This is a genomic window from Aquitalea palustris, from assembly GCF_003693445.1.
GTDB lineage: Bacteria > Pseudomonadota > Gammaproteobacteria > Burkholderiales > Chromobacteriaceae > Aquitalea > Aquitalea palustris.
The window spans coordinates 1-24824 of sequence record NZ_RFAR01000104.1; the positions used below are offsets into that span (position 1 = coordinate 1).

22 protein-coding genes are annotated in these 24824 nt (G+C 61.8%); 13 read left to right on the forward strand and 9 right to left on the reverse strand.

The window, feature by feature from the left end; all coding sequences use genetic code 11:
- The first annotated feature begins 420 nt into the window (after window positions 1-420).
- The 3 genes from EAY64_RS18540 (at window position 421) to EAY64_RS18550 (ending at window position 3604) form a co-directional block, all read left to right on the forward strand.
- Window positions 421-1794 carry a purine-cytosine permease family protein gene (locus EAY64_RS18540; protein ID WP_103526201.1) on the forward strand — a complete coding sequence of 458 codons (1374 nt, stop codon included), beginning with the start codon at window positions 421-423 and terminating at the stop codon, window positions 1792-1794.
- A gap of 327 nt (window positions 1795-2121) precedes the next feature.
- The gene (locus EAY64_RS18545; protein ID WP_103526202.1) at window positions 2122-2826 is read left to right on the forward strand and encodes a glutathione S-transferase N-terminal domain-containing protein; all 705 of its coding nucleotides are present in this window, start codon (window positions 2122-2124) and stop codon (window positions 2824-2826) included.
- A gap of 97 nt (window positions 2827-2923) precedes the next feature.
- Window positions 2924-3604 carry a hypothetical protein gene (locus EAY64_RS18550; protein WP_103526203.1) on the forward strand — a complete coding sequence of 227 codons (681 nt, stop codon included), beginning with the start codon at window positions 2924-2926 and terminating at the stop codon, window positions 3602-3604.
- Window positions 3605-3740: 136 nt separating this feature from the next.
- Here EAY64_RS18550 and EAY64_RS18555 read toward each other — a convergent pair whose 3' ends face one another.
- Window positions 3741-3986, reverse strand: coding sequence for a GlsB/YeaQ/YmgE family stress response membrane protein (locus EAY64_RS18555; protein WP_103526204.1), 246 nt, complete (start codon window positions 3984-3986; stop codon window positions 3741-3743).
- A 167-nt stretch (window positions 3987-4153) separates the two neighbouring features.
- A complete protein-coding gene (locus tag EAY64_RS18560; RefSeq protein ID WP_103526205.1) occupies window positions 4154-4888 on the reverse strand; it encodes a peptidylprolyl isomerase in 735 nt (244 codons plus the stop codon).
- A 253-nt stretch (window positions 4889-5141) separates the two neighbouring features.
- On the opposite strand from EAY64_RS18560, the gene EAY64_RS18565 reads away from it, so the two are divergent.
- On the forward strand, window positions 5142-6446 hold the full coding sequence (locus EAY64_RS18565) for a ferredoxin reductase family protein (RefSeq protein ID WP_158604732.1): 1305 nt from the start codon (window positions 5142-5144) through the stop codon (window positions 6444-6446).
- 15 nt (window positions 6447-6461) lie between these two features.
- Here EAY64_RS18565 and EAY64_RS18570 read toward each other — a convergent pair whose 3' ends face one another.
- From EAY64_RS18570 to coaBC, 3 genes are all read right to left on the reverse strand, one after another.
- Window positions 6462-7505, reverse strand: coding sequence for a diguanylate cyclase domain-containing protein (locus EAY64_RS18570; protein WP_103526207.1), 1044 nt, complete (start codon window positions 7503-7505; stop codon window positions 6462-6464).
- 90 nt (window positions 7506-7595) lie between these two features.
- A complete protein-coding gene (gene dut / locus EAY64_RS18575; RefSeq protein ID WP_059286425.1) occupies window positions 7596-8048 on the reverse strand; it encodes a dUTP diphosphatase in 453 nt (150 codons plus the stop codon).
- A gap of 80 nt (window positions 8049-8128) precedes the next feature.
- Window positions 8129-9307, reverse strand: a complete 1179-nt coding sequence (gene coaBC / locus EAY64_RS18580) for a bifunctional phosphopantothenoylcysteine decarboxylase/phosphopantothenate--cysteine ligase CoaBC (protein WP_103526208.1) — start codon at window positions 9305-9307, stop codon at window positions 8129-8131.
- Between the two features lie 172 nt (window positions 9308-9479).
- Here coaBC and radC point away from each other — a divergent pair, with 172 nt between their 5' ends.
- The 3 genes from radC (at window position 9480) to EAY64_RS18595 (ending at window position 11098) form a co-directional block, all read left to right on the forward strand.
- The gene (radC, locus tag EAY64_RS18585) at window positions 9480-10154 is read left to right on the forward strand and encodes a RadC family protein (RefSeq protein WP_103526220.1); all 675 of its coding nucleotides are present in this window, start codon (window positions 9480-9482) and stop codon (window positions 10152-10154) included.
- 118 nt (window positions 10155-10272) lie between these two features.
- Window positions 10273-10524, forward strand: a complete 252-nt coding sequence (locus EAY64_RS18590) for a hypothetical protein (protein ID WP_103526209.1) — start codon at window positions 10273-10275, stop codon at window positions 10522-10524.
- 199 nt (window positions 10525-10723) lie between these two features.
- Window positions 10724-11098 carry a Gfo/Idh/MocA family oxidoreductase gene (locus EAY64_RS18595; protein ID WP_059286423.1) on the forward strand — a complete coding sequence of 125 codons (375 nt, stop codon included), beginning with the start codon at window positions 10724-10726 and terminating at the stop codon, window positions 11096-11098.
- A 156-nt stretch (window positions 11099-11254) separates the two neighbouring features.
- On the opposite strand, the gene EAY64_RS18600 is transcribed toward EAY64_RS18595, so the two are convergent.
- The 3 genes from EAY64_RS18600 to EAY64_RS18610 all read right to left on the reverse strand — a co-directional run bounded on the left by EAY64_RS18600 (window position 11255) and on the right by EAY64_RS18610 (window position 14599).
- Window positions 11255-11863 (reverse strand): 3'-5' exonuclease, encoded by a 609-nt coding sequence (locus EAY64_RS18600; protein ID WP_103526210.1) that lies wholly within the window; start codon window positions 11861-11863, stop codon window positions 11255-11257.
- Window positions 11863-13668, reverse strand: a complete 1806-nt coding sequence (locus tag EAY64_RS18605; protein ID WP_103526211.1) for a putative nucleotidyltransferase substrate binding domain-containing protein — start codon at window positions 13666-13668, stop codon at window positions 11863-11865. Before EAY64_RS18605 ends, EAY64_RS18600 begins: the two co-directional genes overlap by 1 nt.
- A 148-nt stretch (window positions 13669-13816) precedes the next feature.
- Window positions 13817-14599: a class II glutamine amidotransferase gene (locus EAY64_RS18610; protein ID WP_103526212.1), complete on the reverse strand. Its 783-nt coding sequence runs from the start codon at window positions 14597-14599 to the stop codon at window positions 13817-13819.
- Between the two features lie 257 nt (window positions 14600-14856).
- Here EAY64_RS18610 and pgaA point away from each other — a divergent pair, with 257 nt between their 5' ends.
- The 4 genes from pgaA to pgaD all read left to right on the forward strand — a co-directional run bounded on the left by pgaA (window position 14857) and on the right by pgaD (window position 21097).
- Window positions 14857-17271 (forward strand): poly-beta-1,6 N-acetyl-D-glucosamine export porin PgaA, encoded by a 2415-nt coding sequence (gene pgaA, locus EAY64_RS18615; protein WP_158604733.1) that lies wholly within the window; start codon window positions 14857-14859, stop codon window positions 17269-17271.
- Entirely contained in the window at window positions 17271-19232 is a 1962-nt protein-coding gene (gene pgaB, locus EAY64_RS18620) for a poly-beta-1,6-N-acetyl-D-glucosamine N-deacetylase PgaB (RefSeq protein ID WP_103526214.1), read from the forward strand. Before pgaA ends, pgaB begins: the two co-directional genes overlap by 1 nt.
- A 75-nt stretch (window positions 19233-19307) precedes the next feature.
- Window positions 19308-20555: a poly-beta-1,6-N-acetyl-D-glucosamine synthase gene (gene pgaC, locus EAY64_RS18625; RefSeq protein WP_103526215.1), complete on the forward strand. Its 1248-nt coding sequence runs from the start codon at window positions 19308-19310 to the stop codon at window positions 20553-20555.
- A complete protein-coding gene (gene pgaD, locus EAY64_RS18630) occupies window positions 20552-21097 on the forward strand; it encodes a poly-beta-1,6-N-acetyl-D-glucosamine biosynthesis protein PgaD (protein WP_103526216.1) in 546 nt (181 codons plus the stop codon). The genes pgaC and pgaD overlap by 4 nt, the downstream gene beginning before the upstream one ends.
- Here pgaD and EAY64_RS18635 read toward each other — a convergent pair.
- The gene (locus tag EAY64_RS18635) at window positions 21071-22516 is read right to left on the reverse strand and encodes an aminotransferase-like domain-containing protein (protein WP_103526217.1); all 1446 of its coding nucleotides are present in this window, start codon (window positions 22514-22516) and stop codon (window positions 21071-21073) included. The two genes, pgaD and EAY64_RS18635, sit on opposite strands and share 27 nt — an antisense overlap.
- A gap of 252 nt (window positions 22517-22768) precedes the next feature.
- Between EAY64_RS18635 and EAY64_RS18640 the strand changes: the two genes are divergently transcribed.
- Window positions 22769-23401 carry a LysE family translocator gene (locus EAY64_RS18640; RefSeq protein WP_103526218.1) on the forward strand — a complete coding sequence of 211 codons (633 nt, stop codon included), beginning with the start codon at window positions 22769-22771 and terminating at the stop codon, window positions 23399-23401.
- Window positions 23402-23511: 110 nt separating this feature from the next.
- Window positions 23512-24824, forward strand: a 1313-nt coding sequence (gltX, locus tag EAY64_RS18645; RefSeq protein WP_103526219.1) for a glutamate--tRNA ligase, incomplete at its 3' end; no start/stop codon positions are given.

Genomic DNA, 24824 nt, shown 5'->3' on the forward strand with positions numbered 1-24824 from the left:
CCAAAGAAAAGGCGACCCGCAGCGCGTCGAATTCCCGCTCCAGCCGTGCCGCAGCAGTGACGGGACCCGGCGCGGAGCCACAGGCCATGCTTTTCCGTTCGCCGCGCGGAAAGCGGCAGGCAAACCATCATCCGTGTGAGCGGATACTCGCCCGGTGTTCTTCGCGGCGACATAAAAAGATAAAACCAAGTTCGCGGCTCCCGCCCGTGTCGGCTCGCGCGGACAGCGCCTGGTCTCGTGTTATCTCTCTGCTTTTCCCGATGCGGCAGCCTGGCTGTTTCCTGTGTGTAGAAAGCAACAGTGCTCATGCTGTTGCATTAAATGTATATTCATATTTGCGTAAATGAATATACATTTAACCACCCCTGCAGCGGACACCAGATAAAAAACGGACAGGGTCTGACGACAAAGGAGACATGAATGCAAGACAAGTATTCCATCGACTGGGTGCCAGATTCGGCACGTCACGGTCAACCGTTTCAGCAATTTACCCTGTGGCTTAGCGCAAATTTGCAGATCACTGCGATTGTGGATGGCGCACTGGCTGTCGTGTTTGGCGTACACGGCATCACTGCATTGCTGGGGCTATTGCTTGGCAATGTGCTGGGTGGTGCCGTGATGGCGCTGCATGCCGCACAGGGGCCTCGGCTGGGTCTGCCGCAAATGATTACCAGCCGGGTACAGTTTGGCGTGAAAGGTGCGGCCTTGCCCTTGCTGCTGGCCATCTTCATGTATCTGGGTTTTGCCACTACAGGCACAGTGCTGTCTGGCCAGGCGATCAACCGCATTCTCGGCACCGATGGTTCGCCGGTGGGGATGGTGGTGTTCGGCGTGATTACCGGAGTGATCGCCATTGCTGGTTACAATGTGATTCACAAGCTGGGGCGCATTGCCAGCGTGGTGAGTGTTGCCGGTTTTGGCTTTCTGGCCTGGCGCTTGCTATCCGCGCACCCGCTGGACACCTTGCTGGCTGGCCCGGATGGCGATATTGGCCAACTGCTGCTGGCGATGTCGTTGTCGGCTGGTTGGCAGCTGACTTTCGCACCGTATGTGGCGGATTACTCGCGCTATCTGCCTGCGGATACACCTACCGGGAAGGTTTTCTGGCCGGTTTTCCTCGGCACGGCCATCGGTGCGCAATGTGCCATGACCTTCGGTGTGCTGGTGGCTGGAGCCGGTGGTTCCTTCATCAAGAATCAGGTGGGGTTTATGGGCGAGTTGGCTGGTCCGGCACTGGCCATGGTGATTTATTTTGCCATTGTGGCCGGTAAATTGACGGTGAATTGCCTGAATGCTTACGGTGGTTTCATGTGTTCGCTCACCATTGTCAGCGGCATGAATGGCGCTAGAAGTTACTCGCCCAGAACGCGTCAATTGGTGATCGCGCTGTTCATCATGCTGAGCGTGGTCTTGGCGGTGTTTGCCAGTCATGATTTCCTGGCTAATTTCAAGAATTTCGTTTTGCTGCTGCTGGTGGCTTTTGTGCCATGGAGTGCGGTCAATCTGATCGATTACTACCTGATCTCCCGCGAAAGAGTAGATATCCCTGCTTTGTACCGGGCAGATGGGCGCTATGGCGCGTACAACAGGCCGGCATTGATTAGCTACGGTGTGGGTATTCTGTCGCAAGTGCCATTTATCAGTCAGGCCATGTATACCGGTTTTGCTGTCAAGCTGTTGGGTAACACGGATATTTCCTGGATTGTAGGCCTGCTGGTGACTGCACTGGTTTACTACCCCTGGGCAAAGCGTACTACGCAGGTACCTGCTGCCATGATTTTTCCGAGTCGTTAGCTTGCCAGAGCTGCCGGACAGGGGGGTAGCTGTCCGGTTTTTCTGGGCTGCTTTGCTGTGACTATGGCGGGCAGCACTATCATTGTGCGAGGTTAGCGGCATGAGGGAATGGGTACCTGACCATAACCGGCCCGCCGCGTAGCTGCTTTGGGCTGATTTGCCTTTAGCCGGGCAAGCGAGCGGCACGTAGTTCGGAGCAGGTCGGCCGATCCCTTGTAAAAACACAGCGTTCAATATCCTGACATTAAGCGCAGGCGGCTTTCCCGTTACACTCTAGTCTCAGTCCACCGCTTGATCCCACCATCTTCCAAGTGCAAAGGCTCCACCATGACCAACCTTTCCCTCTACCCGATTACCCGCAAATGGCCAGCCAGCCACCCGGACCGGCTGCAACTTTATTCGCTGCCCACTCCCAATGGCGTGAAAGTATCCATCATGCTGGAAGAGTGCGGCCTGCCGTACGAGGCGCATCGGGTCAGCTTTGACAGCCAGGACCAGTTCAGCCCGGAATTCCTGTCTCTCAATCCCAATAACAAGATTCCGGCGATTCTGGACCCGCACGGACCGGGTGGTCAGCCGCTGGCCTTGTTCGAATCCGGCGCCATCCTGCTGTATCTGGCCGAAAAAACCGGTCAATTCCTGCCGGCTGATCCGGCACGGCGCTACGAAACCATCCAGTGGCTGATGTTCCAGATGGGTGGGGTGGGGCCGATGTTTGGCCAGTTGGGCTTCTTCCATGCCTTCGCCGGCAAGGAGTACGAGGACAAGCGCCCGCGTGACCGCTATGTGGCGGAATCGCGTCGCTTGCTGGGTGTGCTGGATGCACGGCTGCAAGGGCAGAGCTGGATCATGGGGGATGACTACACCATTGCCGACATCGCCATCCTGCCCTGGGTGCGCAATCTGGTAGAGCGCTACGGCGCAGGTGATTTGGTGGGCTATGCCGATTTTGCCGAGGTGCAGCGCGTGCTGGCGGCTTTTGTTGCCCGGCCAGCTGTAGCGCGTGGCTTGGCTGTGCCGCAGCTTGGCTGAGGTTTTGGCCAGGTAACATTACCGACACTAGTGCATTGTCATTACCGGCCAGGCGGCTTATTGTCAGCCTTTGTCCATGAGTTGCCGGGAGTGATCGATGAAATACTTGCTATCCCGCCTGCTGGCCAGCGTGATGCTGGCCTGGGCTTGCCTGTCCTCTGCGGGGGCGGCCGAGCTGGATGAGGCCGCGTTGGCTGGCCATTACTGGCTGAAGAATGTGCGTGAAGTGGGCGGCGAGTTGCTGCTGCGGCCGGATGCCAGTTTTGAATGGTCGCTCACTTATGGCGCAGTCGATCAGTTCGCCCAGGGCAAGTGGCGGGTGGAGGGGGGCAAAGTGCTGTTGCAGGCGGCATCCCCGCAGGGCTCTCCGCGCTTTCGGCTGTTTGAGGAAGACGAGCTGAATATCCGCAAGCCAGCAGAAGCTGGCAGCTGGGTGGCGATAGTCGGCATGCCGCGGGTGGGCCCGGCTGCCGGCATGGAAGTGATGTTTGAAAGTGCCAGTGGCAAGCAATGGCAGGCGGTGAGCGATCGTAGCGGCGATGCCATCGTGCAGGTGCCGGCTGGCGAAGCCTGGGCGCGTGCGGGCTTGCGGCGGCAAGGGGATAAGGGGGAATGGCAGTGGTTTGCCATCCCGGCCACCCGGGCCGAGGCCAGACTGGCAGCCTTCGCCATCGATGATATCAGCCAGATTGCGCCGCAGCCCTTTCAGCAGCTGACGCTGCTGCCGGTGGCCGGCACCTTGCAGAGCGAGGATGGCGGGCTGGTGTATTCACGCTGAGTGCTGGCGCTGGCCAGTTGGCAGCGGGGCCGGGACGCTGTGATGGACGCGTTGCTTCAGCCGCACCGCGCACCGCTTTAGCTACACAACGAAAATGGCCCGTCAGGGCCATTTTCGTTTCCCAGAGCAACCGGCCTTAGCTGCGTTTGACCAGCCTTACCATCAGCAGCAGTACCACCGCACCGATAGTCGCCACGATGATGCTGCCCACCATGCCATCGCCGGCACCAATTCCCAGGCTGCGGAACAAAAAGCCTCCCAGATAGGCACCGATGATGCCGACCACCATGTCGCCAAACAGGCCAAGCCCCTCGCCCTTTACCAGCAAGCTGCCCAGCCAGCCGGCGATGATGCCGACCAGCAGAAACCAGATAAGGTGCATATTTTTTCTCCCTGTGTGCTTGGGTTGATGCAACCCGACGGCATCAGCCTAGCAGGCTGCTGGTTTAGTTGCAATATTTGAAAACTGTTAATGTTATTTGTTTAATGTTGGGGCGTAAAAAAACCGGGAAACCCCGGTTTTCATGGCTGCGGCTCTGCGCGAACAGCTTACAGTGCCGGCATGCTATAGCCTTCGATCTTGGCGGCTTGTACCAGGCCGGCCAGATACTCGTGCATGGCCTTGTTGCCGGCCATCTGGGTCAGGTATTGCTGCAGGCGTTCCTTGATGTCGTCAAAGCCGATCTGGCCGCCCTGGGTACGTTCGTTGACCTGGATGATGTGGAAACCGAACTGGGTTTGCACCAGGTTCGGGGTGATCTGGCCGGCTTCGGTGCTGAATACGGCTTGTTCGAATTCCGGCACCATCTGGCCACGGCCAAACTGGCCGAGGCTGCCGCCTTGTTGGCCGGACGGGCAGGTGGAGTGCTCGCGGGCCAGGTCGGCAAAGCGGGCCGGGTTGGCTTGCACTTCGGCCAGCACGCCTTCGGCCTTGGATTTGGCCAACATATTGCCCAGCTCGTCGCCAGCACCCAGCGGGAACAGGATGTGGCTGGCCACGGCGGATTCGCCGCTGGCAAAGCGTTCCGGGAATTCGTCGTAGAAGGCGCGGCAGGTGGCTTCGTCCACCGGCTCAACCTGGATTTCCTTTTCCAGCAGGGCACCGATGGCTGCGTTCGGATTGGCGGCATCCAGGCCTTCGGCCTTGGCTTTTTGCAGCAGCAGTTCGCGCAGGATCAGTTCTTGTACGGTGGCATCGCGCGGATTGGGCGCGTCTGCGTGGTTTTCCTGCTCAGCCTGCACCATGGCTTCGGTGATTTCGACGCCGTTAACGATAATGGCCATGAGATTTTCCTGTGTGGGAGGGTAAGTGAGACGCTGCAAAATGTACGGCGTAGTGAAGTAGGGCATTAAATGGGGCTGCAGGGGCGGATGTCAATAGTGTCCAGTGATTCCGCTTGCATTGGCGGCAAATTGCTAATCATTGTTAATGCCATGGCCGGCTTATTACAAAAACACATTTTCCCCTGTCCGCTTAAGCAGTACTTCATCTGCGGGCGTTTCAATGTCTGGCATCAATAGAACAAGGACGCCGGGCATGAAGCGATTCAGCTGGAAAACCCATCCCCTTGCCACAGTCATGCTGCTGATGGCGCTGGCCTTTCTGTTTTGTCACGGGCTGTATATTTCCTGGCCGGACAATTACTTCGCCTGGCGGCACGAGCTGATGCTGCTCAGCGGCGTCGAGCTGATCACGCTGATGTCGCTGGGCATGCTGCTGGGCATGCGCCCGCTGTGGCTGGAAAAACTGTGGGGCGGGCTGGACAAGCTCTACGGCTTGCATCGCCGGCTGGGCATTGCCGCCGGGCTGATGCTGTCGGCGCACTGGCTGCTCGACCTGTCGCCGCGCTGGCTGATCCAGCTGGGCTTGATCGCCCCAAGGGGGCGGCATGGCGGCCCGCAGCTGTTTTCCTGGACCAGCCTTGCCAAGCAGGTGGGCGAGTGGGCGGCCTGGGCGGTGCTGGGCCTGGTCATCATCGCCTTGCTGCGCATGGTGCCGTATGGCTTCTGGCGCAAGCTGCACAAGCTGTTTGCCCCGGTATACCTGATGGGGGCTTTTCATAGCGCCATCCTGATTCCGCTGTCTTTCTGGTGGACGCCATTGGGCTGGCTGCTGGCGCTGCTGCTGCTGGTGGGCGGCTATGCCGCACTGCTTTCCCTGCGGCGCAAGGTGGGCAGCCTGCAACGGCATGTCGGAACCATCACGGCGGTGGAGAGTTTGCCGGGCAATATGCTGGAGCTGCGTTGCACCGTACCGCGCTGGCCTGGTCACCTGGCGGGTCAGTTTGCCTTGCTGCGGCTGGATGCCGCGGAAGGTGCCCATCCTTTCACCATTGCATCGGCCTGGCAGGGCCAGGGTGAGTTGCGCTTTGTCATCAAGGCCTTGGGCGATTACACCAGCAGCTTGCCCGGCCGGCTGCAGCCGGGGGCCGAAGTGGTGCTGGAGGGACCCTATGGTGGTTTTACCGGTGGGCGGGAAGGGTTGGCGGCGCAAGGTGCACAAGTATGGGTGGCCGGTGGTGTGGGCGTGACGCCATTCCTGGCCTGGTTGCAGGCGCAGTGGCAGCCATTGCACGCGCCGGTGGATTTCTTTTATTGCGTGCGCCATGCCGGTGAGGCGGTCAGGCTGGACGAACTACGCCATGCCTGCGCGCGGCTGGGGGTGCGGCTGCACCTGCTGGAAAGTGACCATGGCCAGCGGCTGACTGCGCAGGCCTTGCCATCGACGGCGGCTGATGTGTGGTTTTGCGGGCCAGAGGGCCTGGGGCAGAGTCTGCAACGCCAGCTGGCCAGTCGCCCGCAGCCGCCGCGTTTCCACCACGAGGCGTTTTCCTTGCGCTGAGCGTGGTGGGTGCGGCTAGAACAGGTCGATATCGCCGCTGGCGACTTCTGCCTGCTGGACGAAGCCTTGCAGCTGCAGGGCTTCAAACTGGTTGACCTGGTTGCGGCCATTGGTTTTGGAGTGGTACAGCGCCTTGTCGGCGCGATCAATCACCTGGGCTGGTACGAAGCACTGGTCGAGCTGGGTAAAGCCTATGCTGACCGTAACCTGCCCCACCTGCGGGAAGGGCTGATTGGAGATGCGTTCAGCAAAGCCCTCCAGAATGGCCTGGGCCTTTTCTGCGCTGACCGCGCGGAACAGGATGGCGAATTCCTCGCCGCCATAGCGGTACAGGCCGTCTTCTTCGCCAAAGTACTGCTGCATGCGCTGTGCCAGCATCAGCAGTACTTCGTCGCCGATGATATGTCCGTAGCTATCGTTGACCCGCTTGAAATGATCGATGTCCAGCAAGGCGAGAAAGGGCAGTCGGGGTAGTTCGGCATGCTGGCTGGCGACCAGGGTATAAAGCTGGGCGTCGAACTTGCGGCGGTTGTTGAGTCCGGTCAGGGTATCGCTGTCCGAGGCGTGCAGCAGATTGAGGAAGTTTTCGTGAATGCGTGCCAGTGCCAGCAGCAGGGTGTGGTCGACTGCCGTGTCGTGATTCGGCGTGAGCATCAGCACGGCCACCACCTGGTTGACCTGGTAGAGCGGCACGCAGAGGCCGGTTTCGGTCTGGTAAACCGGCTGGCGTTCTTCCTGCTGCAGCAGGATGCGCAGTATCTTGCTGCTGGGTAATGCCCAGGGCTGGTTCGGCTGCACGGCCTGGTCGGAGTGATCCAGCTGGATGCGCCACCAGGGGTGGCCATCGATCCAGCGGCAGTTATAGAGCGCCACGGTGCAGTCGGGCATCAGTTCGCGCAGCGTGGTCAGCAGGCTGATTTCCAGCGTCCTGCGTTCGCGCTGGGCGGTCAGCTCGACCAGGCTGCCCAGTATTTCCGGTAGGGGAGAGCCTGTTGGCATGGTGTCCGGGGAGGTCCTGCTCATTTCCATGATGGTGGCCGGCACGGATGTGGCATTCATGACAAGGTGATGGATGCAGTATATGCAGCGCTGGCGGGTTTTTCCACGTTGGGGACGGCCATGCTTTCAGTCAGGACGTCCCGGTTTGCTTCAACTGCGACCGGTGCTGCCAAAGCCGCCTTCGCCACGTTCGGACTGGCTGAAATCATCCACCAGATTGAACTGCACCTGTACCACCGGCACGATGATCATCTGGGCGATGCGTTCCAGCGGTGCCAGGCGGAAGGCGGTATGGCCGCGGTTCCACACCGAGACAAACAGCTGTCCCTGGTAGTCGGAATCGATCAGCCCCACCAGATTGCCCAGCACGATGCCATGCTTGTGACCCAGGCCGGAGCGCGGCAGGATCATGGCGGCGAGTTTGGGGTCGGCAATGTGGATGGCCATGCCGGTGGGGACCAGCTGGGTTTCACCCGGGGCAATCAGCAGGTCCTTGTCGATGGCGGCACGCAGGTCTAGGCCGGCAGAGCCGGGAGTGGCGTAGTCGGGCAGGTTGTCGTGCAGGCGCGGGTCCAGCACTTTGACGTCTACAACAGGTTTCATGATGGTTTTCCTGCAATAAGGAGTGGGCAGGCAGGCACGCTGGCCTGCCTTGTCTAGGCATGTCGTCCGGAGGTTGCGACTCAGCGGTTCAGCATGGCGGCCAGGTGCTCGACGATGGCCCTGGCCACAGCGGGCTTGGGCATGTCCGGCAGCGCGTGCTCGCCGGCATCATCCAGCAGTACCACCTGGTTGCTATCCGCACCCATGGCGTGTTGCGCCAGATTGGCCACCAGCAGCGGCAGCCGTTTTTTCTTGCGTTTGCGCTCGGCAAATTCCAGCAGGTTCTGGCTTTCGGCGGCAAAGCCGACACAGAACGGCGCCGCCGGCAGACTTGCGACGGTTGCCAGGATGTCCGGGTTTTCTTCCAGTTCGATCACCGGCAGGCCGGCTTCTTTCTTGATCTTGTGCGCAGAGCGGTTTTTCACCCGGTAGTCCGCCACGGCGGCAACCGCGATGAAGATATCGGCCTGGCCCACTTCCCGCATCACGCTATCGTGCATCTGGCTGGCGCTGTCGACATTGATGCGTGTCATGCCAATGGGGGCCGGCATGCCGGTAGGCCCTGAAATCAGCGTGACTTCGGCGCCGGCATCACGGCAGGCACGGGCCAGCGCGTAGCCCATCTTGCCGGAGCTGATATTGGTGATGCCACGCACGGTGTCGATGGCTTCATACGTGGGGCCGGCGGTCAGCACCACTTTCTTGCCGGCCAGGCTTTGGGCGGTGAAGAAACCTTCCAGCATTTCGGCGAGCTCTTCCGGCTCCAGCATGCGGCCTTCGCCCACTTCGCCACAGGCCTGCTCGCCGGAGGCTGGCCCCCATACCGCCACCCCGTCGGCCCGCAGTTGGGCGACATTACGTTGGGTAGGCGGGTTCTGCCACATCTGGCGGTTCATGGCCGGGGCGACGATGAGCGGACAGGTCCGCGCGGCGGCCAGGGTAGAGATGAGGTCGTCGCTGACGCCATGCGCCAGCTTGAAGAGCAAATTGGTACTGGCCGGGGCAATCAGAAACACATCGGCGCGGCGCGACAGTTCGATGTGCGCCATGGCGTTGTCCGGGCGCGGGTCCCACAGGTCGCTGTAGACAGCATGGCCGGACAGGGCCTGAAAGGTAAGTGGGGTAACGAAACGGGTGGCTGCCTCGGTCATCACCACCTCGACCTGATGGCCGGCCTTGACCAGCAGGCGGGTCAGTTCGGCGGCCTTGTAGGCGGCAATGCCGCCGCTCACGCCAAGCAGGATGCGTCTGGCTGTCATGGGGCTTCTCAACGTGCTGTGCAGTAAAGGCGAAAGTGTACCGGATTTTGCCCAGAGCCGCGCTGCGGCTTGCAACTGGCCCTTGGCAAGGCGGGTGGCGGGCAGGGCGATGGATATGATGATTGCCGACTGCCTGCAAACAGGCTATGACCAGAGTAAGGGTGACACATTCATGTCCATCAATGATTGGCCGCTGGCCGAGCGGCCACGTGAAAAACTGTTGGCACAAGGTGCTGCCGCCCTGTCGGACGCCGAGCTGCTGGCCATTTTCCTGCGTACCGGTATTCGTGGCATGACGGCAGTGGACATGGCGCGGCAGTTGCTGGGGCAGTTCGGTTCGCTGGCGGCGCTGCTGGGTTGCCGGCTGGATGATTTCGAACGCTGTCCGGGCTTGGGCGCGGCGAAATATGCCCAGCTGATGGCATGCAAGGAGCTGGCGCGGCGGGCACTGGCCGAGGAAATGAATCTCAGTGATGCACTGCAAAGCCCGGCGGCGGTAAAGGATTACCTGCGCTGGGTGATCGGGCGGCGTGATGTCGAGGTGTTTGTGGTGTTGTTCCTGACGGCACAGCATCGGGTGATTACGGTGGAAGAGCTATTCAGCGGCACCCTGACCGAAACCAGGGTCTACCCACGGGAAGTGGTGCGGCGCTGTCTGCAGCACAATGCCGCCGGGGTGATCGTGGCACACAATCACCCCTCGGGCGTGGCAGAGCCGTCGGCGGCGGATCGCAGCCTCACCGACAGTCTGCGGGAAACGCTGGCGCTGGTGGATTGCCGCTTGCTGGACCATTTTGTGGTGACGGGCAGCCAGGCGGTGTCGTTTGCCGAGCTGGGCTGGTTGTGAAGGAGGGTGCGGACCGGTGTTGCGGCGGCCTGACAGTGCTGCGGTAGCTGACGGGCGCATCGGGTGGATGACTGTCGGCTGTGATCTTGTCTCTCAACTGCATCACAAGGAGCTTGCCATGAACATCCTGCGCTTGCTGAATGAGTCGGATTACATTCAGGTCAACAACCAGTTTATCAAGCCGGACCAGCACGGCGCCTCGGAAGAGTTTGCCGATGAGGACGATGTGGTGCTCGAGGCCCATGTCGATGGCCAGGACCTGGTGCTGACGCTTGGCGATCTGGAAGATGCCACGCCGCTGGCCGATGGCGGCTTCTGGCTGGAGGGCGTGGGGTATCTGCGCTTCCTGTCGCGCCAGAGCCTGCACTGACGCCTGCCTGCCATGGCTGTTATCCAAACCCGGTTTGCTCCGGGTTTTTGTTGCCTGTCACCCGGCCTGGCAGCAGTATTTTGCCTTGGGCCACGCGCTGGCTGCATGCAGTTTGATTTGTCTCAAATCCACGCACCGTTCTGGCTGCTAGAGTGTCGACTCTTATTCTAAGGGCATAATCTGCCGCATCGAGGGTGACATGGAAAAATTCAGGATCGGCATGATAGGCGCGGGTGTAACTGGTGCCCCGCTGCTCCGGCAACTGCTGGATGCCCCGTTTGTCGAGATGGTTGGGGTGGCTGATCTGGATTTGCGTCTGCCCGGTATCGAACTGGCCCGCGAACGCGGTGTACCGGTGACCAGCAACTTCATCGAGATCGCCGAGCAGGGCGATCAGGTTGACATCATCATCGACGTGACCGGCTCCCGCAAGGTGCGCGAAGACCTGCGCCGTTTCATGCAGTTTTCCGGCAACAGCCATACCGTGATCGTGCACGAGCGTATCGCCTTGCTGATGATGTCGCTGGGCGCGGGCAAGCAGGTGGAGACCCAGCACGAGGAATTGGGCTACTAAGCGCCGCTAACAAAAGCCCTGCTGCGGCCTTGCGCCTCTTTGCTCCTGGGGCGCTTCGCTGTTTTGTGAGCCGCCCCAGTTTCCGGCGGTGTCGTATGCAGCAAATAGAAAACCCGGCCACGGCCGGGTTTTTGCATGGCGCAACAAGCTGCAGTCTCAGCCGAAACCGCGCTGTTGCAGGCTCAGGTACAGCATGCCGGCAGTGATGGCATCGTTGAGCGCATCATGGCGCGGCAGGGCGGGGATTTGCAGGTCTTCGTTCAGCACCGACAGTCGCAGGTCGATATAGGCTCCCGGGTTCTGCTTGAACTTGTAATCGTAATAGCGGCCGGAGATTTCGATCTGACGATTAGGCAGGCCGATGCCGGTGATGGCGCGCACGTATTTGTTGAGCACTGCGACATCGTATTCCAGGTAATAACCGACCAGTGGCCGGCCGCCGATGAAGTCCAGCAGTTGCCGCACGGCGCTGTCGGCATCCAGGCCTTCGGACACGTCCATCGGGCGCAGGCCGTGGATGCTGATATTGCGGCTTTCCAGCTTGCGCGTGGGTTTGACCAGCACATAAAACGCCTGGCTGGACAGAATGCGATTGCCGCGCAGCCGCACCGCACCGATGGACAGCAGTTCTGCTTCCTGCACCTTGAGGCTGGTGGTTTCACAGTCCACGCTGACCACTTCCTCATCCAGTTCTTCAAACAGCGTGGCATAGCGCGGATCTTTCAACTGGCGGCGCTGCCATTGCCGCTTCAGCCGGGCCAGCATCAAAAGCTCCCCAGGCGGAAGTGATGGCGCAGCTGGGCGCGGAATTTTTTCACCACCCCCAGTGCATCCTTGAGCAGGTCGCGTTCCAGGGTGGAGAGCTGGTCTGGCTCAATCTGATTACCCGGCAGCTTGCCCAGCGATACTTGCTGCAGGCCCTGACTGAGCTTGAGGGTGAGCAGGAAAGACAGCGCTTCGGCAATTTCGCTGGCCAGCTCCTTGTCCAGATGGCCGGCTTCGGCCAGCGCGTGCAGGCGGTCGAAGGTGTTGCACTGGCTCAGGCCATGTTCCAGCGCCAAGGAGCGCACGCCATGCACCAGCGGGAAAATGCCGCCTTTTTTCAGGTCGAGCACGGCCTTGCCATTGCGCTCCTTGGTGAGCAGGTGGGAAAACAGCCCCAGCGGGGTGTCGAACTGCTCGATGGCGCGGGCGAAGCGCGAGAAGAAGCTGGCATCGTCACGCAACTGGCGCATGAGGTAGTCGTGGCTGCTCTCCAACAGGCTGGCATCGCCGGCCACGGCCTCCGCATCCACGTAAATGGCCAGATTCATCAGTGCGTGGCCATCCGGTTGATACACCCACTGGTGAATCTGTTGCTGCAGCTGGCTTTCAGTCAGCCGCCAGGCGGCATTGTTGACCATGATCTGCCCCTGGCAAGGCGGGTAGCCAAAGCGGGCCAGGGCGGCGGAAAAAGCCTCGCAGATGGCGGGCAGGTCTGGGTGGTTGAAGCCGTCACGCAGGATGAGGGCATTGTCCTGGTCGGTTTTCAGAATCTGCTCGCCACGGCCTTCGGAGCCCATTACCAGCAGACAGCTGTTTTGTAGTAATGCTGCTGGTGCCAGTAATTGCCAGGTGCGGGCGAACAGCCGCGCATTGAGGGTTTGCACCAGCCGGCCCAGTTGCGGGGCCTTGACGCCGTGGCTGAACAGGATTTGCACTAGGCGGGTGATCTGGCCGGCGATGTCGGCCAGTTCGTCCAGGGTGTCCGCCCGTTCCAGGCGCTGGGCAATCAGATGCGAGTGGTTGGAGAAGTAAGACAGGATGTCCACTTGCGACAGAATGCCGATGGCCTCGCCGTTATCAGTCACCACCAGGCGGCGGATATTGCGCCGGGTCATGATCAGCAGGGCATTGAACAGGAAGTCGCCGACATCGACGGTGAGCAATTCGAAGCGGCACAGCGTGGACAGTGCCGTGCTGCCCGGTACTTCATTGAGCACGATGTCGCGAAAATCGGTGGTGGTGAAAATGCCCAGCTTGCCGTCGTGACGCACCAGTACCGATTTGACCTTTTTTTCCTTCATCACGCCCGCCGCTTCACGCACGCTGGTGTGGCCATCGACAAATACCGGGGTGCGGCTGCCCACGTCGCGCACGGTGGCAGTGAGCAGGGTTTGCAGTTCGCGGTTGCCGGCACGCTGCGCCATGCTGCCGAATTTTTCCGACACGCTGGCATAGAAATACGCTCCAAAGCGCGGGTTCTGCTCGGTCAGAGCCAATACCACATCGCGCGGCAGGGTGTAGACCAGTGCTTCCTCATGTACCACGAAGCGGTGCGGGGTATGGCCCGCCACCATGGCGCGGGCATCGAAGGTATCGCGCTCGCGGTACAGGGTGATGACTTCGTCGCCAGCCATTTCCCGCACGCTGCCCTTGAGTACCACATACAGTGCTTCCACCCGCTCGCTGGGGCTGAGCAGGCATTCCTCGTCAGCAAAAAACTGGATGTCGGCGTTTTTTTCCAGCGTTTGCTGCTCGCTGGGGCTGAGAGTGTCGAAGGGCGGGTGGCTGAAATCGAATCGACTCATGTGGTCTTCCTGTAGCGCTATTGTTATCCATGGCTGCGAGAGGGGCTTTGCCAGCAGCATAACGCGGAAGTGGCGGGGCGCAAATGTGAAAAAGCCGTTTCTGGCGAGAAACGGCTGTGTTGCTGTGGCGGGTGGCGCTGCTTGTGGATCAGCTGTCGGCAGAGCTGACCAGCAAGGGCGCGCCGTCGCGGAACAGCAGCAGCTGGCCGGGCTGCAGTTGGGTCCAGCTTTCATTGTCAGTCAGCGGCTGGGTGGCCACTACCGCCACGCGGTCGTGGGGTGTGGTGACAGTGGAGAAATCCACGGTGACGTCGTCGTCCACCAGGTGTGCCTTGTTGAACGGTGCCTGGCGGATGATGTAGTGCAAATGCGTGGCACAGTGGGCAAACAGCACTTCGCCATTGCTCAGCATGAAGTTGAATACGCCATGCTGACGTATCTCGGCGGCTAGGCGGTCGACCTCGGCAAACAGCTCGTCCAGTTGCGGTGCGCTGCACCATTTGCGGCGTAGTTGTTCCAGCAGGTAGCAGAAGGCGCCTTCCGAATCGGTACTGCCGACCGGGTTGAAGTGGCAGCCGGCTTCCGGCTGGAAGGTTTTCAGATCGCCATTGTGGGCAAAGATCCAGTACTGGCCCCACATCTCGCGCATGAAAGGGTGGGTGTTGGCCAGATTGACCTCGCCCTGGGTGGCTTTGCGGATGTGGGCGATGACGTTTTGCGACTTGATCGGGTAGTTGCGCACCAGATGGGCGACCGCCGACTCTACCGAGGGCTTGTCATCCAGAAAGATGCGGCAGCCCTTGCCTTCGAAAAAAGCGATGCCCCAGCCGTCGGCGTGGTGATCGGTCAGGCCGCCGCGGCGGTGAAAGCCTTCGAAGGAAAACAGGATGTCGGTCGGGGTGTTGCAGTTCATGCCTAGTAGCTGGCACATGAGGTCATTGCTCGCAAATAGGGGTGTATCGGGTGTGACAGCCAGTCTGGGCGCGCCATCTGGCCTGTTCCGAGCATAGTCGATTCGGGCTGGAGCGACAATTGCCGGACGTGAAATCAGTGGTGAATGATTTGATGAACATACTTAATTAACAAATTAAAACTTGATTGCCCCGCAGGCGAGATATAAAATTTTGTTAAATACTATTTAAATAAAATATTTAATATCGAGCGTGGCAATCAATGAAGCGATACTGCATGTCCAGCCTGCTGCTTGGCTTGTGCATGGCCAGCAGCCTGATGGCGGAAACCCCCCTGTGGCAGCAAGCCGACTACGTGGCTGCCATTCTCAAGGCGCGCGCCGGTGAACCGGCAGCGGCGCTGGCCATGCTGGAAAAACAGCGCGCCCTTGCGCCTTTGCAGGGCAGCCTGCTCGACGATTACCTGACCCTGTTGTGCTGGAGTGGCCGGCCGGCCGATGCGCTGGCCAGCCTGCCAGCCTCGCATGATGGCTTGCGCAGCGACACCCTGGCCTTGCTGGCGCGTGCTGCGCGTGACACCCGGCGCTACCCGCAGGCGGTAGCGCTTTACCAGGCACTGTTGCAGCGTGAGAGCCGTGCCGACTGGACGGCCGGCTTGGCCATGGCACAGGCAGAGGCCGGGCAGGTGGCGGCTGCCAGTCGCACGCTGGATCAGGCAGAGGCAGCAGTACCGGCCGGCGATGCGCGCGAACTGCTGCGGGCGCGCGCCTATGTGCTGATTCAGGCCGGGCAGCTGACCGAGGCACTGGCCTATCTGCAGCGTATGCAGGCCCAGTATCCGGATGATGTACCGCTGCAAAACCTGCTGGTCGAGGTGCAGCTGCGGCTGGGGATGCCGGTGCAGGCCATGGCCACGCTACGCCAGCAAGACCGGCCCGATCCTGTGCTGCTGCGCCAGGCCGAGCTGGATCAGGCCGCCACGCTGAGCCGCTGGGGACGCATGCAGGAGAGCCTGCAAAACGGCAGCCGGCGGCATGGCCAGACCGATGCCGCACTGGCGCTGAACCAGCAGCTGCTGGATGCACTGCACGCTGGCGACAGCGCCATGCGCAAGCACGTGCTGGACGACCGCTTGCAGATGCTGACCCAGCGTGGCCGCTTTGCCGAGACGATTCAGCTCTACCAGGCCCATCCCGGTTTGTCATGGTCTGCCTATGGTCTTGCTGCGGTGGCCGATGCCTATCTGGCACAGCGCCAGCCGCAAGCCGCTGTGCCCTTGTACCGCGCGGCCATCCGTGGCAATCCCGGTGCGGACGAGGCGCTGGACTGGCGCAGTGGACTGGCGTACTCCTTGCTGGAGAGCAATGACTTTGCCGGCGTCCGCGCCGAGCTGGCCGCCATGCGTGCGGCCACGCCGCGTGTGCGTAGCAATGCCGCCGGCCAGCGCAGTTTTAATCCGGACTATCAACGCGTGCTGTTGCTGGAGGCCATGCTGGCGGCCTATCAGGACCAGACCCAGGCCGCCTGGCAGCAAGTTGAGCTATTGCTGCGCGATGCCCCCTTCAATACCGAACTGCGGCAGAACCAGGCAGCGCTGGCCTTGCAGCGCGGCTGGCCGCGCCGTGCCGGTGACATTTACCGTCGCTTGCAGGTGGATGACCCGGCCTCGCTCGAGGCCCGCGCCGGGCTGGCCAGCGTGGCGCTGGATACGGGGGAGTATCCGCAGGCCGCAGCCATTCTGGGTGAACTGCGGCAACAGCGGCCGGACTGGACTGAACTGGACAAGCTGCAGCGCAGCTACGACTGGTCGCAACGGCCGGAGCTGACGGTAGAAGCCGGACGCGACCTGTCCGGCGGCCAGGGCAGTAGCGAACAGAACGCCTGGGATACCCTGTCTCGGCTGTATTCCTCCCCCTTCGGCCACTGGCGGCTGTTTGCCCAGCATCAGCTGCAACGGGCCAGTTATGTCGATCAGCCGGAGCCGGCCCGCTATGAAAGCGGCGGCTTGGGGCTGCAATACCGCAGCGTGCAGGGCAGTGGCGAGTTTGGCGTGCTGGCCGGGCTGGATGGCCAGCAGCAGGCAGGCGCCTTTGCCGGTTACAGCTGGACGCCGGATGACCAGTGGACTCTCGGTGCACGCTACGAGCAGAACAGTGCCGACACCCCGCTCAAGGCGCGGCTGAGCCAGACCCGTGGCAACAAGGCCGAGTTGCAGGCGGGCTACCGGGTGGATGACTACCGCCAGTTTTCCCTGCAACTGAGTCAACTGTCGCTGTCCGACGGCAATCTGCGCCAGGCGCTGGGCGGCGGCTGGACCGAGCGCTGGCATAGCGGCCCGCTCTACAAGCTGGACAGCACCTTGTGGCTGGCTACCAGCCACAATCGCGACACGCCTTCCGCCCTGTATTTCAATCCGCTCAGCGATAGCGAAGCCGACCTCACCATTACCCAGGACTGGCGCTTGTGGGGCCATTACGACAACAGCCTGCATCAGCGGCTGGGGCTGACGCTTGGCACATACCAGCAGCAAGGCTATGGCAGTGGCGGCGTATGGGGGCTGCTGCTGGAGCAGGAATGGCGCTGGGGCGAGCGTGCCAGCCTGCGCTATGGCTACACCCGGGTACGTCACCCCTACGACGGCCAGGCTGATTTTGGCAGCAAGGTCTATCTGAATATCGATTGGCGGTTCTGATGAAAACGAAACAATGGTTTTTGCTGATGTGCTTGGCCCTGTGCTCACTGTTGGCGCTGGCTGCGCCGGTGCGGGCTGACTCCAGATTGATCATCCTGTGTTACCACGAAGTAGGGCAGCCGGATGCGCGCAGTGACGACCCCTTCGCCGTGGATGCACGCAGCCTGGTGCGGCAGATGGAATGGATGCGCGGGCAGGGTTATCAGTTTGTCAGCGTGGAGGATGTGCTGGCCGACCGTGCCGGCAAGAAGCCGCTGCCGGACAAGGCGGTACTGCTGACCTTCGATGACGGCTACCGCAGCGTCTATACCCAGGTCTATCCGGTATTGCGCAGTTTTCATGCGCCAGCGCTGATTGCGCTGGTGGGGAGCTGGCTGGAGGCTGCAGATGGCGAGCAAGTGCGTTATGGCGATGGCCTGGTGCCGCGCAGTACCTTTCTGAGCTGGGCGCAGATCCGTGAAATGCAGGCCAGCGGCCTGGTCGAGGTGGCCAGCCACAGCTATGCCGAGCATTTTGGCCAACTGGCCAATCCGCAGGGCAATAGCGAGCCGGCCCTCACCTCGCTGGCCTGGAAGGCGGGCAGCTATGAAACCCCGGAAGCCTACCAGGCGCGCATCCGTGCCGATCTGCTGCGCAACAGTACACTGCTCAAGGCCCGCCTGGGGCGCGCACCACGGGTGATGGTCTGGCCCTATGGCAGCTATACCCGCGAAACGGCGGCCATCGCCGGCGAACTGGGCATGCCGCTGACCATGAGCCTGGACGAGGGGATCAACACCCGCCAGACCCCGCTGGCGGGGCTGCGCCGGCTGTTGCTGGACGCCAATATGAGCCTGGCCGACCTGGCCTGGCAGTTCCAGCAACTGGAAACCTGGCCGGACGGCATACGCCCCGAGCCCAGCCGCATCATGCATGTCGATCTCGACTATATCTACGACCCCGACCCGGCGCGGCAGGAGGCAAACCTGGGCCGGCTGCTGGAGCGGGTCAAGGCCATGGGCGCCAGCACGGTCTATCTGCAGGCCTTTGCCAACCCCGAAGGCGATGGCGTGGCGCGGTCGCTGTATTTCCCCAATCGTCACCTGCCGATGCGGGCTGACCTGTTCAACCGCGCGGCCTGGCAATTGCGTACCCGTGTCGGCGTGCGTGTCTACGCCTGGATGCCACTGCTGGCTTTCGATCTGCCGCGTGACAACCCGCTGCGCCAGCAAAGAGTGCTGGCACTGGGGCGGCAAGGGCTGCCGGAGCAGCAAGGCTATATCCGGCTGACACCGTATTCGGCCGAGGCTCGCCAGACCATCCGCGAGATTTACCAGGACCTGGCGCGTTCGGTGCAGTTTGACGGCCTGCTATTCCATGACGACGCCACCCTGTCCGATGTGGAAGATGTCAGTGGCCCCGCCATGACGGCCAACCGCGCCATGGGCCTGCCGGATTCATTACCGGCACTGCGCCAGGACGAAGCGGCCCTGCAGCGCTGGAACGACAGCAAGATCAAGCTGCTGGACGATTTCACACTGGAGCTGGCGCAAGTGGTGCGTACCTGGCAGCCCACGCTGAAAACCGCCCGCAATCTCTACGCCGGGGTGGTGATGAACCCGGCGACGGAAAGCTGGTTTGCCCAGTCCTATGTCACGGCGCTGCAGCACTACGACCGGGTAGCCATCATGGCCATGCCCTATATGGAGAACGCCGCGCAGCCGCGGCAATGGCTGCGCCAGCTGTTTGACAAGGTAAAGGCCGTGCCCGGCGCGCTGGATCGCACGGTGTTCGAATTGCAGGCGCGCGACTGGCGTAGCGGCAAGCCGATTCCCACCCGGGAAATGGCCGAAGTGGTGGAGGAGCTGCATACCCTTGGTGCACGCCACATTGCCTATTACCCGGACGACCTGTTCCAGGACCAGCCGCGGCTGGCCGATTTCAAGGCGGCATTTTCCATGCGCAGCCACCCAGAACAATAAGGGCCGCCGGCCACCTGTCCCCAGCGCAGCGGCGGTCATCGTCGCTGTCGCTGCACACATGCAAGGAGTCAGATCATGACCACCGCTCTGGCACTGCTATTGGGCTATGCTTTTTTCTACCCGCTGTTCATGGCGTATTTGTGGATGGTGGGGGCCGTGCATTACTACTTTCATTACGAACGCAAAGACCCGCCGCTGGATCAGCCGCCGCCGCTGGATTACCCGCCCATCACCGTAGTGGTGCCCTGTTACAACGAAGAAGACAATGTGCGCGAAACCCTGCACTACGCGCTGTCGCTGGACTATCCGGAATACGAAGTGATTGCCGTCAACGATGGCAGCAAGGACGCCACCGCTGCCATCCTGGATGAACTGGCGGCGCTGCATCCACGGCTGCGTGTGCTGCATCAGGCCAGCAACCAGGGCAAGGCGGTGGGGCTGAACACGGCGCTGACCATGGCCCGCTACGAATACCTGCTGTGCATTGATGGCGATGCGCTGCTCGACCCCTATTCGGCCAAATGGCTGATGCGCCACTTTCAGGGTTCGCCCCGGGTGGGGGCGGTGACCGGCAATCCGCGCATCCGCAACCGCACCACCTTGCTGGGCCGGCTGCAGGTGGGCGAGTTCACCGCCATCATTGGGCTGATCAAGCGCGCCCAGCGCACTTATGGCCGGCTGTTTACCGTGTCCGGGGTGATTACCGCCTTTCGCAAGACGGCGGTGGTGCAGGCCGGCTACTGGAGCGACGACATGCTGACCGAAGACATCGACATCAGCTGGAAAATCCAGCTGCAGCACTGGGATGTACGCTTCGAGCCGCGCGCGCTGGTGTGGATCCTGATGCCGGAAACCCTGCGCGGGCTATGGAAGCAGCGGCTGCGCTGGGCCAAGGGCGGTACCCAGGCGCTGATGCGCAATGCCTGGATTGTCGGCCACTGGAAGCACCGCCGCATGTGGCCGGTATATGCCGAGTATTTCCTCAGCGTGGTGTGGTCTTACGTGATGGCCTTCATCATTGTCAGCTGGCTGCTCAGCCTGTTGTTGCCCGGCCTGCTGCCGGCGATGGAATCGCCATTTGTGCCGGGCTGGCACGGTGTGGTGCTGGGGGTGACCTGCATGCTGCAGTTTGCCACCAGCAAGCTGATGGACAGCCAGTATGACGTCGATCTGGGCAAGAACTATTTCTGGATGATCTGGTATCCGCTGGCCTACTGGCTGCTGAATATCGGTACCACCGTGGTGGCTTTCCCGCAAGGCGTGCTGCGGCGCAAGGGCAAGCGTGCACGCTGGGTCAGTCCGGACCGGGGAGTACGCGCATGAAAAAACTGGCCGATGTGCTGATCATCCGTGCTGCCCACAATATGAGCTGGCTGCAGCGGCTGGTGTCACGGCTGCTGACCGTGCTGTGGTGGCTGCTGTGGGTGTATCTGTGGCTGCCGGCCCTGGCCTTTGCCAGCTTGCTGATCTGGGGCGAACAGCTGCTGCCGGTGACGGTGCGGATCGACCAGCTCCCCGGTCATCTGGCGGTGCTGGGACGCTATGCCTTGCTGGTCTGCCTGTTTGGTGGCGGTCTGGTGCTGTGGTCACGCATCAACTACTGGCGCTTTTCCGGTGAGGAGCAGCGCGGCGCCATCGCCAATGTCACGCTGCAAGACATGGCGGCCGACCTGGGGCTGGAACCAGCGCTACTGCAGGCCGGCCAGGCCGGCAAGGTCGTGGTGGTGCATCACAATCCGGAAGGCGGGATTCACCATCTGGATATCCTGCTGCCCTTGCCGGCCAGTGCGGCGACACCGCCAGAACCTGCCCTGACCATGTCGGCGAGCCTGCCCTTGTCAGTCGCCCAGCCCGGCAAGCGCTGAGTCGCCCATGCCCGATGCCAGTTCGCCCACCCGCACCAGTGCCCGCTCGTAGGCTTCATTCCAGGGATAGCAGCAGGACAGGCGCAGGCAATTGCGATAACGGCCGCGTGCCGAGTACATCACCCCCGGCACCACGGTAATGCGTTCGGCCAAGGCCGCATGAAACAGCTCCAGCGTGTCCACGCCAGAGGGCAGCTCCACCCATAGCAGGCAGCCGCCAGAGGGCAGGGTGGCGCGGGTGCCCTGCGGGAAGCGGCTGGCCACCGTGCCGCGCAGCCGCTCCATCTGGCTCATGAAATGGCGGCGGATCAGCCGCAGGTGGTGGTCGTAGCCGCCGCTTTCCAGATACTCGGCCAGGGTTTCTTCCAGCAGGCGTGGTTGGCCCAGCGAGCTGGCGCACTTCAGCTGCAATACCTCGCGGGCAAAGCGCCCGGCGGCAATCCAGCCAATACGAAAGCCCGGTGCCAGCGTCTTGCTATAGCTGGAGCACAGCAGCACCCAGCCATCACGGTCGAAGGCTTTTACCGCGTCCGGCGTCTGCACGCCATAGTGCAGGTCGGCATGCGGCGCGTCCTCGATCAAGGGCACGCGGTAGTCGTTGACCAGCTGCGCCAGCCGGCGCTTGGCTTCCGGCGGCATGGTGCTGCCCAGCGGATTGTGCACGGTGGGCATGGCCACGATGGCTTGCAGCCGTTTTTCCGACAGCAGCAATTCCAGTGCATCCAGCGACAGCCCACTATTGGGGTGGGTGGGGATTTCGATCACCGACAGGCCCAGGCTTTTCAGCAGCGGCAGCAGATAGAAATAAGTAGGCGATTCCAGCCCCACCGTGTCACCCGGCTTGCACACCGCGCGCAAGGCCAGTTGCAGCGCTTCGGAGCAGCCATTGGTGATGACGATGTCGTCCATGGCCAGCACGCAGCCCCAGCTGACCGCACGCTGGGCAATCTGCCGCCGCAGGCGCTCGGAGCCGGGCGGGAAGGGGTAGTCGGTGGTCAGCTCCGGCTGCTGGCGCAGCAGCCGCCCCATGATGTGCTTGAAGCGGGTGGTGGGGTAGAAGTCGCTGCCGCGCGGGCTGGCCAGCGACAGGTCGATGAAATCAGCAGCGGTCTGTACTCGCATCACGGTTTCGATATGGTCCACCACCTCGCCGGTAGGTGCGGCTTCGCTCTGGCGGCGCATGCGCGGCAGCGGCAGGCTGGCGGCAGCCTTCACATAAAAGCCGGATTGCGGCCTGGCCTCGATAAAGCCACGGTCTTCCAGCGTGCGATACGTCAGCAGGATGGTGGAGGGGCTGACCTTGTGCATGGCGCAGGCCTTGCGTACCGAGGGCAGGCGCTCGCCGGCGCGTACCACACCGTTCTGGATCAGGGTGATCCACTCATTGACCAGCTGTTGATACAGCGGCTCCTGGCTCATTACACGTCTCCGCTGGGCAGATGGATGGCAGTCTGGTGGTCCGCCCGGCACAATTTTGCCCGGAACAGACCATAACAGTTCTCGTTGTCGCAAACTGTTACGGTCTCAATTGTATTTTTCTGAATCTGTTACTGTCCAGTCCCTTTGCGTACCATGTGCACATCACAAACCGATAGCGCTGCCGCCTTTGCCCGGCTGGCCACAAGCCGGTCGCTGCAGGTGCTGCCGCCTCAGCCCTACCCTGGAGTTGTCATGAATCTTGTTGCACTGGTCACCTATCTGTTGGTGATGTCCATCACCCCCGGCCCGAATAATCTGGTGCTGGCCTCGTCCGGGGTCAATTACGGCTTTGGCCGCACCCTGCCGGCCATGATGGGCATGGCGCTGGGGCTGGCGCTGCAGGTGGGGGTGTTAACGGTATTCCTGGGTAATCTGGTGGCGCTGATCAGCAGCGTGCAGCTGTATCTGGCGCTGGCCGGTTGCAGCTATCTGCTGTGGCTGTCCTGGGGCATGGCCCGCGCCGGCACGGCGGGCGAGCAGGCCGATGCCGGCCAGCCCATGGGTTTTGCCGGTGGCCTGTTGTTTAACTGGCTTAACCCCAAGGTGTGGCTGATGGGCTTCAATATTGCCGTGGTGTTCCTGCCGCAGCACATGCCGCCGCTGACTGCCGGCCTGCTGTTTGCCGCCATCACCCTGGTGGTCGGCCTGCCCTGCATTGCGCTGTGGGCGGGCAGTGGCGTGGCCATCCGCCGCTGGTTGGCTTCGCCGCGCCGGCTGCGTGCCTTCAATTGCGGCATGGCCGCCATGCTGGCCGGCACGGCCTTCTGGCTGCTGGCGCAGATGCTGCCGGCCGATGTGCTGCCAGCCGTGGGCGGGCTGATTTGAGCCAGCAGAATCCTGCTGGAGGATGAGGCTTGCCCGGCCCGCATTTGCGGGCTGTTTTGTTGGCGGCGTACAATAGCGCCTTTCTTCATCCGGCTGGACCTCATTCCATCATGATCCGTACCCGCTTTGCCCCCAGCCCCACCGGCTATCTGCATATTGGTGGCGTGCGTACCGCACTCTTTTCCTGGGCTTATGCCCGCAAGAACAACGGCGTTTTCGTGCTGCGCATCGAGGACACCGACCTTGAACGCTCCACGCCGGAGTCGGTCAAGGCCATCATGGACGGCATGCACTGGGTTGGCCTGGATTATGACGAAGGCCCCTTCTACCAGACCCAGCGTTTCGACCGCTACAAGGAAGTGATCCAGCAGCTGCTGGAGTCCGGCCATGCCTATCGCTGCTACTGCAGCAAGGACGAGCTGGAAACCATGCGCGCCGAGCAGGAGGCCAAGGGCGAAAAGCCGCGTTACGACCGCCGCTGGCGCCCGGAGGAGGGCAAGACCCTGCCGGCCATTCCGGCTGACGTGGAGCCGGTGATCCGCTTCCGCACCCCGCTGGACGGCACCGTCGCCTGGGACGACGCGGTGAAGGGCCGTATCGAGTTCTCCAATACCGAGCTGGACGATCTGATCATCGCCCGCCCGGATGGCAGCCCGACCTATAACTTCTGCGTGGTGGTGGACGACTGGGACATGCAGATCACCCACGTGATCCGCGGTGACGACCACGTCAACAACACCCCGCGCCAGATCAACATCCTCAAAGCGCTGAATGCACCGCTGCCGGTGTATGGCCATCTGCCGATGATCCTCAACGAGGACGGCCAGAAGATGTCCAAGCGCCGTGACGCAGTGAGCGTGGTGGACTACGCCGACAAGGGCATCCTGCCGGAAGCGCTGCTCAACTACCTGGCACGTCTGGGCTGGGGCCATGGCGATGACGAATTCTTCGACATGCAGCAGTTTGTCGAGTGGTTCAGCCTGGAAGCGGTCAGCGCCTCGGCCAGCCGTTTCAACCAGGAAAAATTCCTGTGGCTGAATGCCCAACACATCAAGGCGGCCGACAACAGTCGTCTGGCTGCGCTGATTGCGCCGCGTCTGGCGGCTGCTGGGGTGGATACCAGTAGCGGCCCGGCCATCGAAGACGTGATTGCCCTGGTGAAAGAGCGTGTGCAAGACCTGAACGCGCTGGCGCTGGAAGTGGATTACTTCTACCAGAAGCGCGAAGCCGCTGCTGCCGATGTGGAAAAGCACCTGGCTGGCGACGCCGTGGCACGCATGGGCCGCTTTGCCGACAAGCTGGCTGCGCTGGATAGCTGGACTGCAGCCAGCATCCATGAGCTGTTCAAGCCGTTCTGCGCCGAAGAAGGCATCAAGATGGGCCAACTGGGCATGCCGCTGCGCGTGCTGGTGTGCGGCACCAC

Excerpts from the sequence above, each read along its gene's own strand:
- EAY64_RS18610 (WP_103526212.1), bottom strand. The coding sequence starts at position 14,599 with ATGTGCCAGCTACTAGGCATGAACTGCAACACCCCGACCGACATCCTG.
- EAY64_RS18570 (WP_103526207.1), bottom strand. The coding sequence starts at position 7,505 with ATGAATGCCACATCCGTGCCGGCCACCATCATGGAAATGAGCAGGACC.
- coaBC (WP_103526208.1), bottom strand. The coding sequence starts at position 9,307 with ATGACAGCCAGACGCATCCTGCTTGGCGTGAGCGGCGGCATTGCCGCC.
- EAY64_RS18590 (WP_103526209.1), top strand. The coding sequence starts at position 10,273 with ATGAACATCCTGCGCTTGCTGAATGAGTCGGATTACATTCAGGTCAAC.
- pgaD (WP_103526216.1), top strand. The coding sequence starts at position 20,552 with ATGAAAAAACTGGCCGATGTGCTGATCATCCGTGCTGCCCACAATATG.
- EAY64_RS18640 (WP_103526218.1), top strand. The coding sequence starts at position 22,769 with ATGAATCTTGTTGCACTGGTCACCTATCTGTTGGTGATGTCCATCACC.
- EAY64_RS18595 (WP_059286423.1), top strand. The coding sequence starts at position 10,724 with ATGGAAAAATTCAGGATCGGCATGATAGGCGCGGGTGTAACTGGTGCC.
- EAY64_RS18555 (WP_103526204.1), bottom strand. The coding sequence starts at position 3,986 with ATGCACCTTATCTGGTTTCTGCTGGTCGGCATCATCGCCGGCTGGCTG.
- EAY64_RS18565 (WP_158604732.1), top strand. The coding sequence starts at position 5,142 with ATGAAGCGATTCAGCTGGAAAACCCATCCCCTTGCCACAGTCATGCTG.
- EAY64_RS18635 (WP_103526217.1), bottom strand. The coding sequence starts at position 22,516 with ATGAGCCAGGAGCCGCTGTATCAACAGCTGGTCAATGAGTGGATCACC.
- pgaC (WP_103526215.1), top strand. The coding sequence starts at position 19,308 with ATGACCACCGCTCTGGCACTGCTATTGGGCTATGCTTTTTTCTACCCG.
- dut (WP_059286425.1), bottom strand. The coding sequence starts at position 8,048 with ATGAAACCTGTTGTAGACGTCAAAGTGCTGGACCCGCGCCTGCACGAC.
- EAY64_RS18605 (WP_103526211.1), bottom strand. The coding sequence starts at position 13,668 with ATGAGTCGATTCGATTTCAGCCACCCGCCCTTCGACACTCTCAGCCCC.
- EAY64_RS18600 (WP_103526210.1), bottom strand. The coding sequence starts at position 11,863 with ATGCTGGCCCGGCTGAAGCGGCAATGGCAGCGCCGCCAGTTGAAAGAT.
- EAY64_RS18560 (WP_103526205.1), bottom strand. The coding sequence starts at position 4,888 with ATGGCCATTATCGTTAACGGCGTCGAAATCACCGAAGCCATGGTGCAG.
- pgaA (WP_158604733.1), top strand. The coding sequence starts at position 14,857 with ATGTCCAGCCTGCTGCTTGGCTTGTGCATGGCCAGCAGCCTGATGGCG.
- radC (WP_103526220.1), top strand. The coding sequence starts at position 9,480 with ATGTCCATCAATGATTGGCCGCTGGCCGAGCGGCCACGTGAAAAACTG.
- EAY64_RS18540 (WP_103526201.1), top strand. The coding sequence starts at position 421 with ATGCAAGACAAGTATTCCATCGACTGGGTGCCAGATTCGGCACGTCAC.
- EAY64_RS18545 (WP_103526202.1), top strand. The coding sequence starts at position 2,122 with ATGACCAACCTTTCCCTCTACCCGATTACCCGCAAATGGCCAGCCAGC.
- pgaB (WP_103526214.1), top strand. The coding sequence starts at position 17,271 with ATGAAAACGAAACAATGGTTTTTGCTGATGTGCTTGGCCCTGTGCTCA.
- EAY64_RS18550 (WP_103526203.1), top strand. The coding sequence starts at position 2,924 with ATGAAATACTTGCTATCCCGCCTGCTGGCCAGCGTGATGCTGGCCTGG.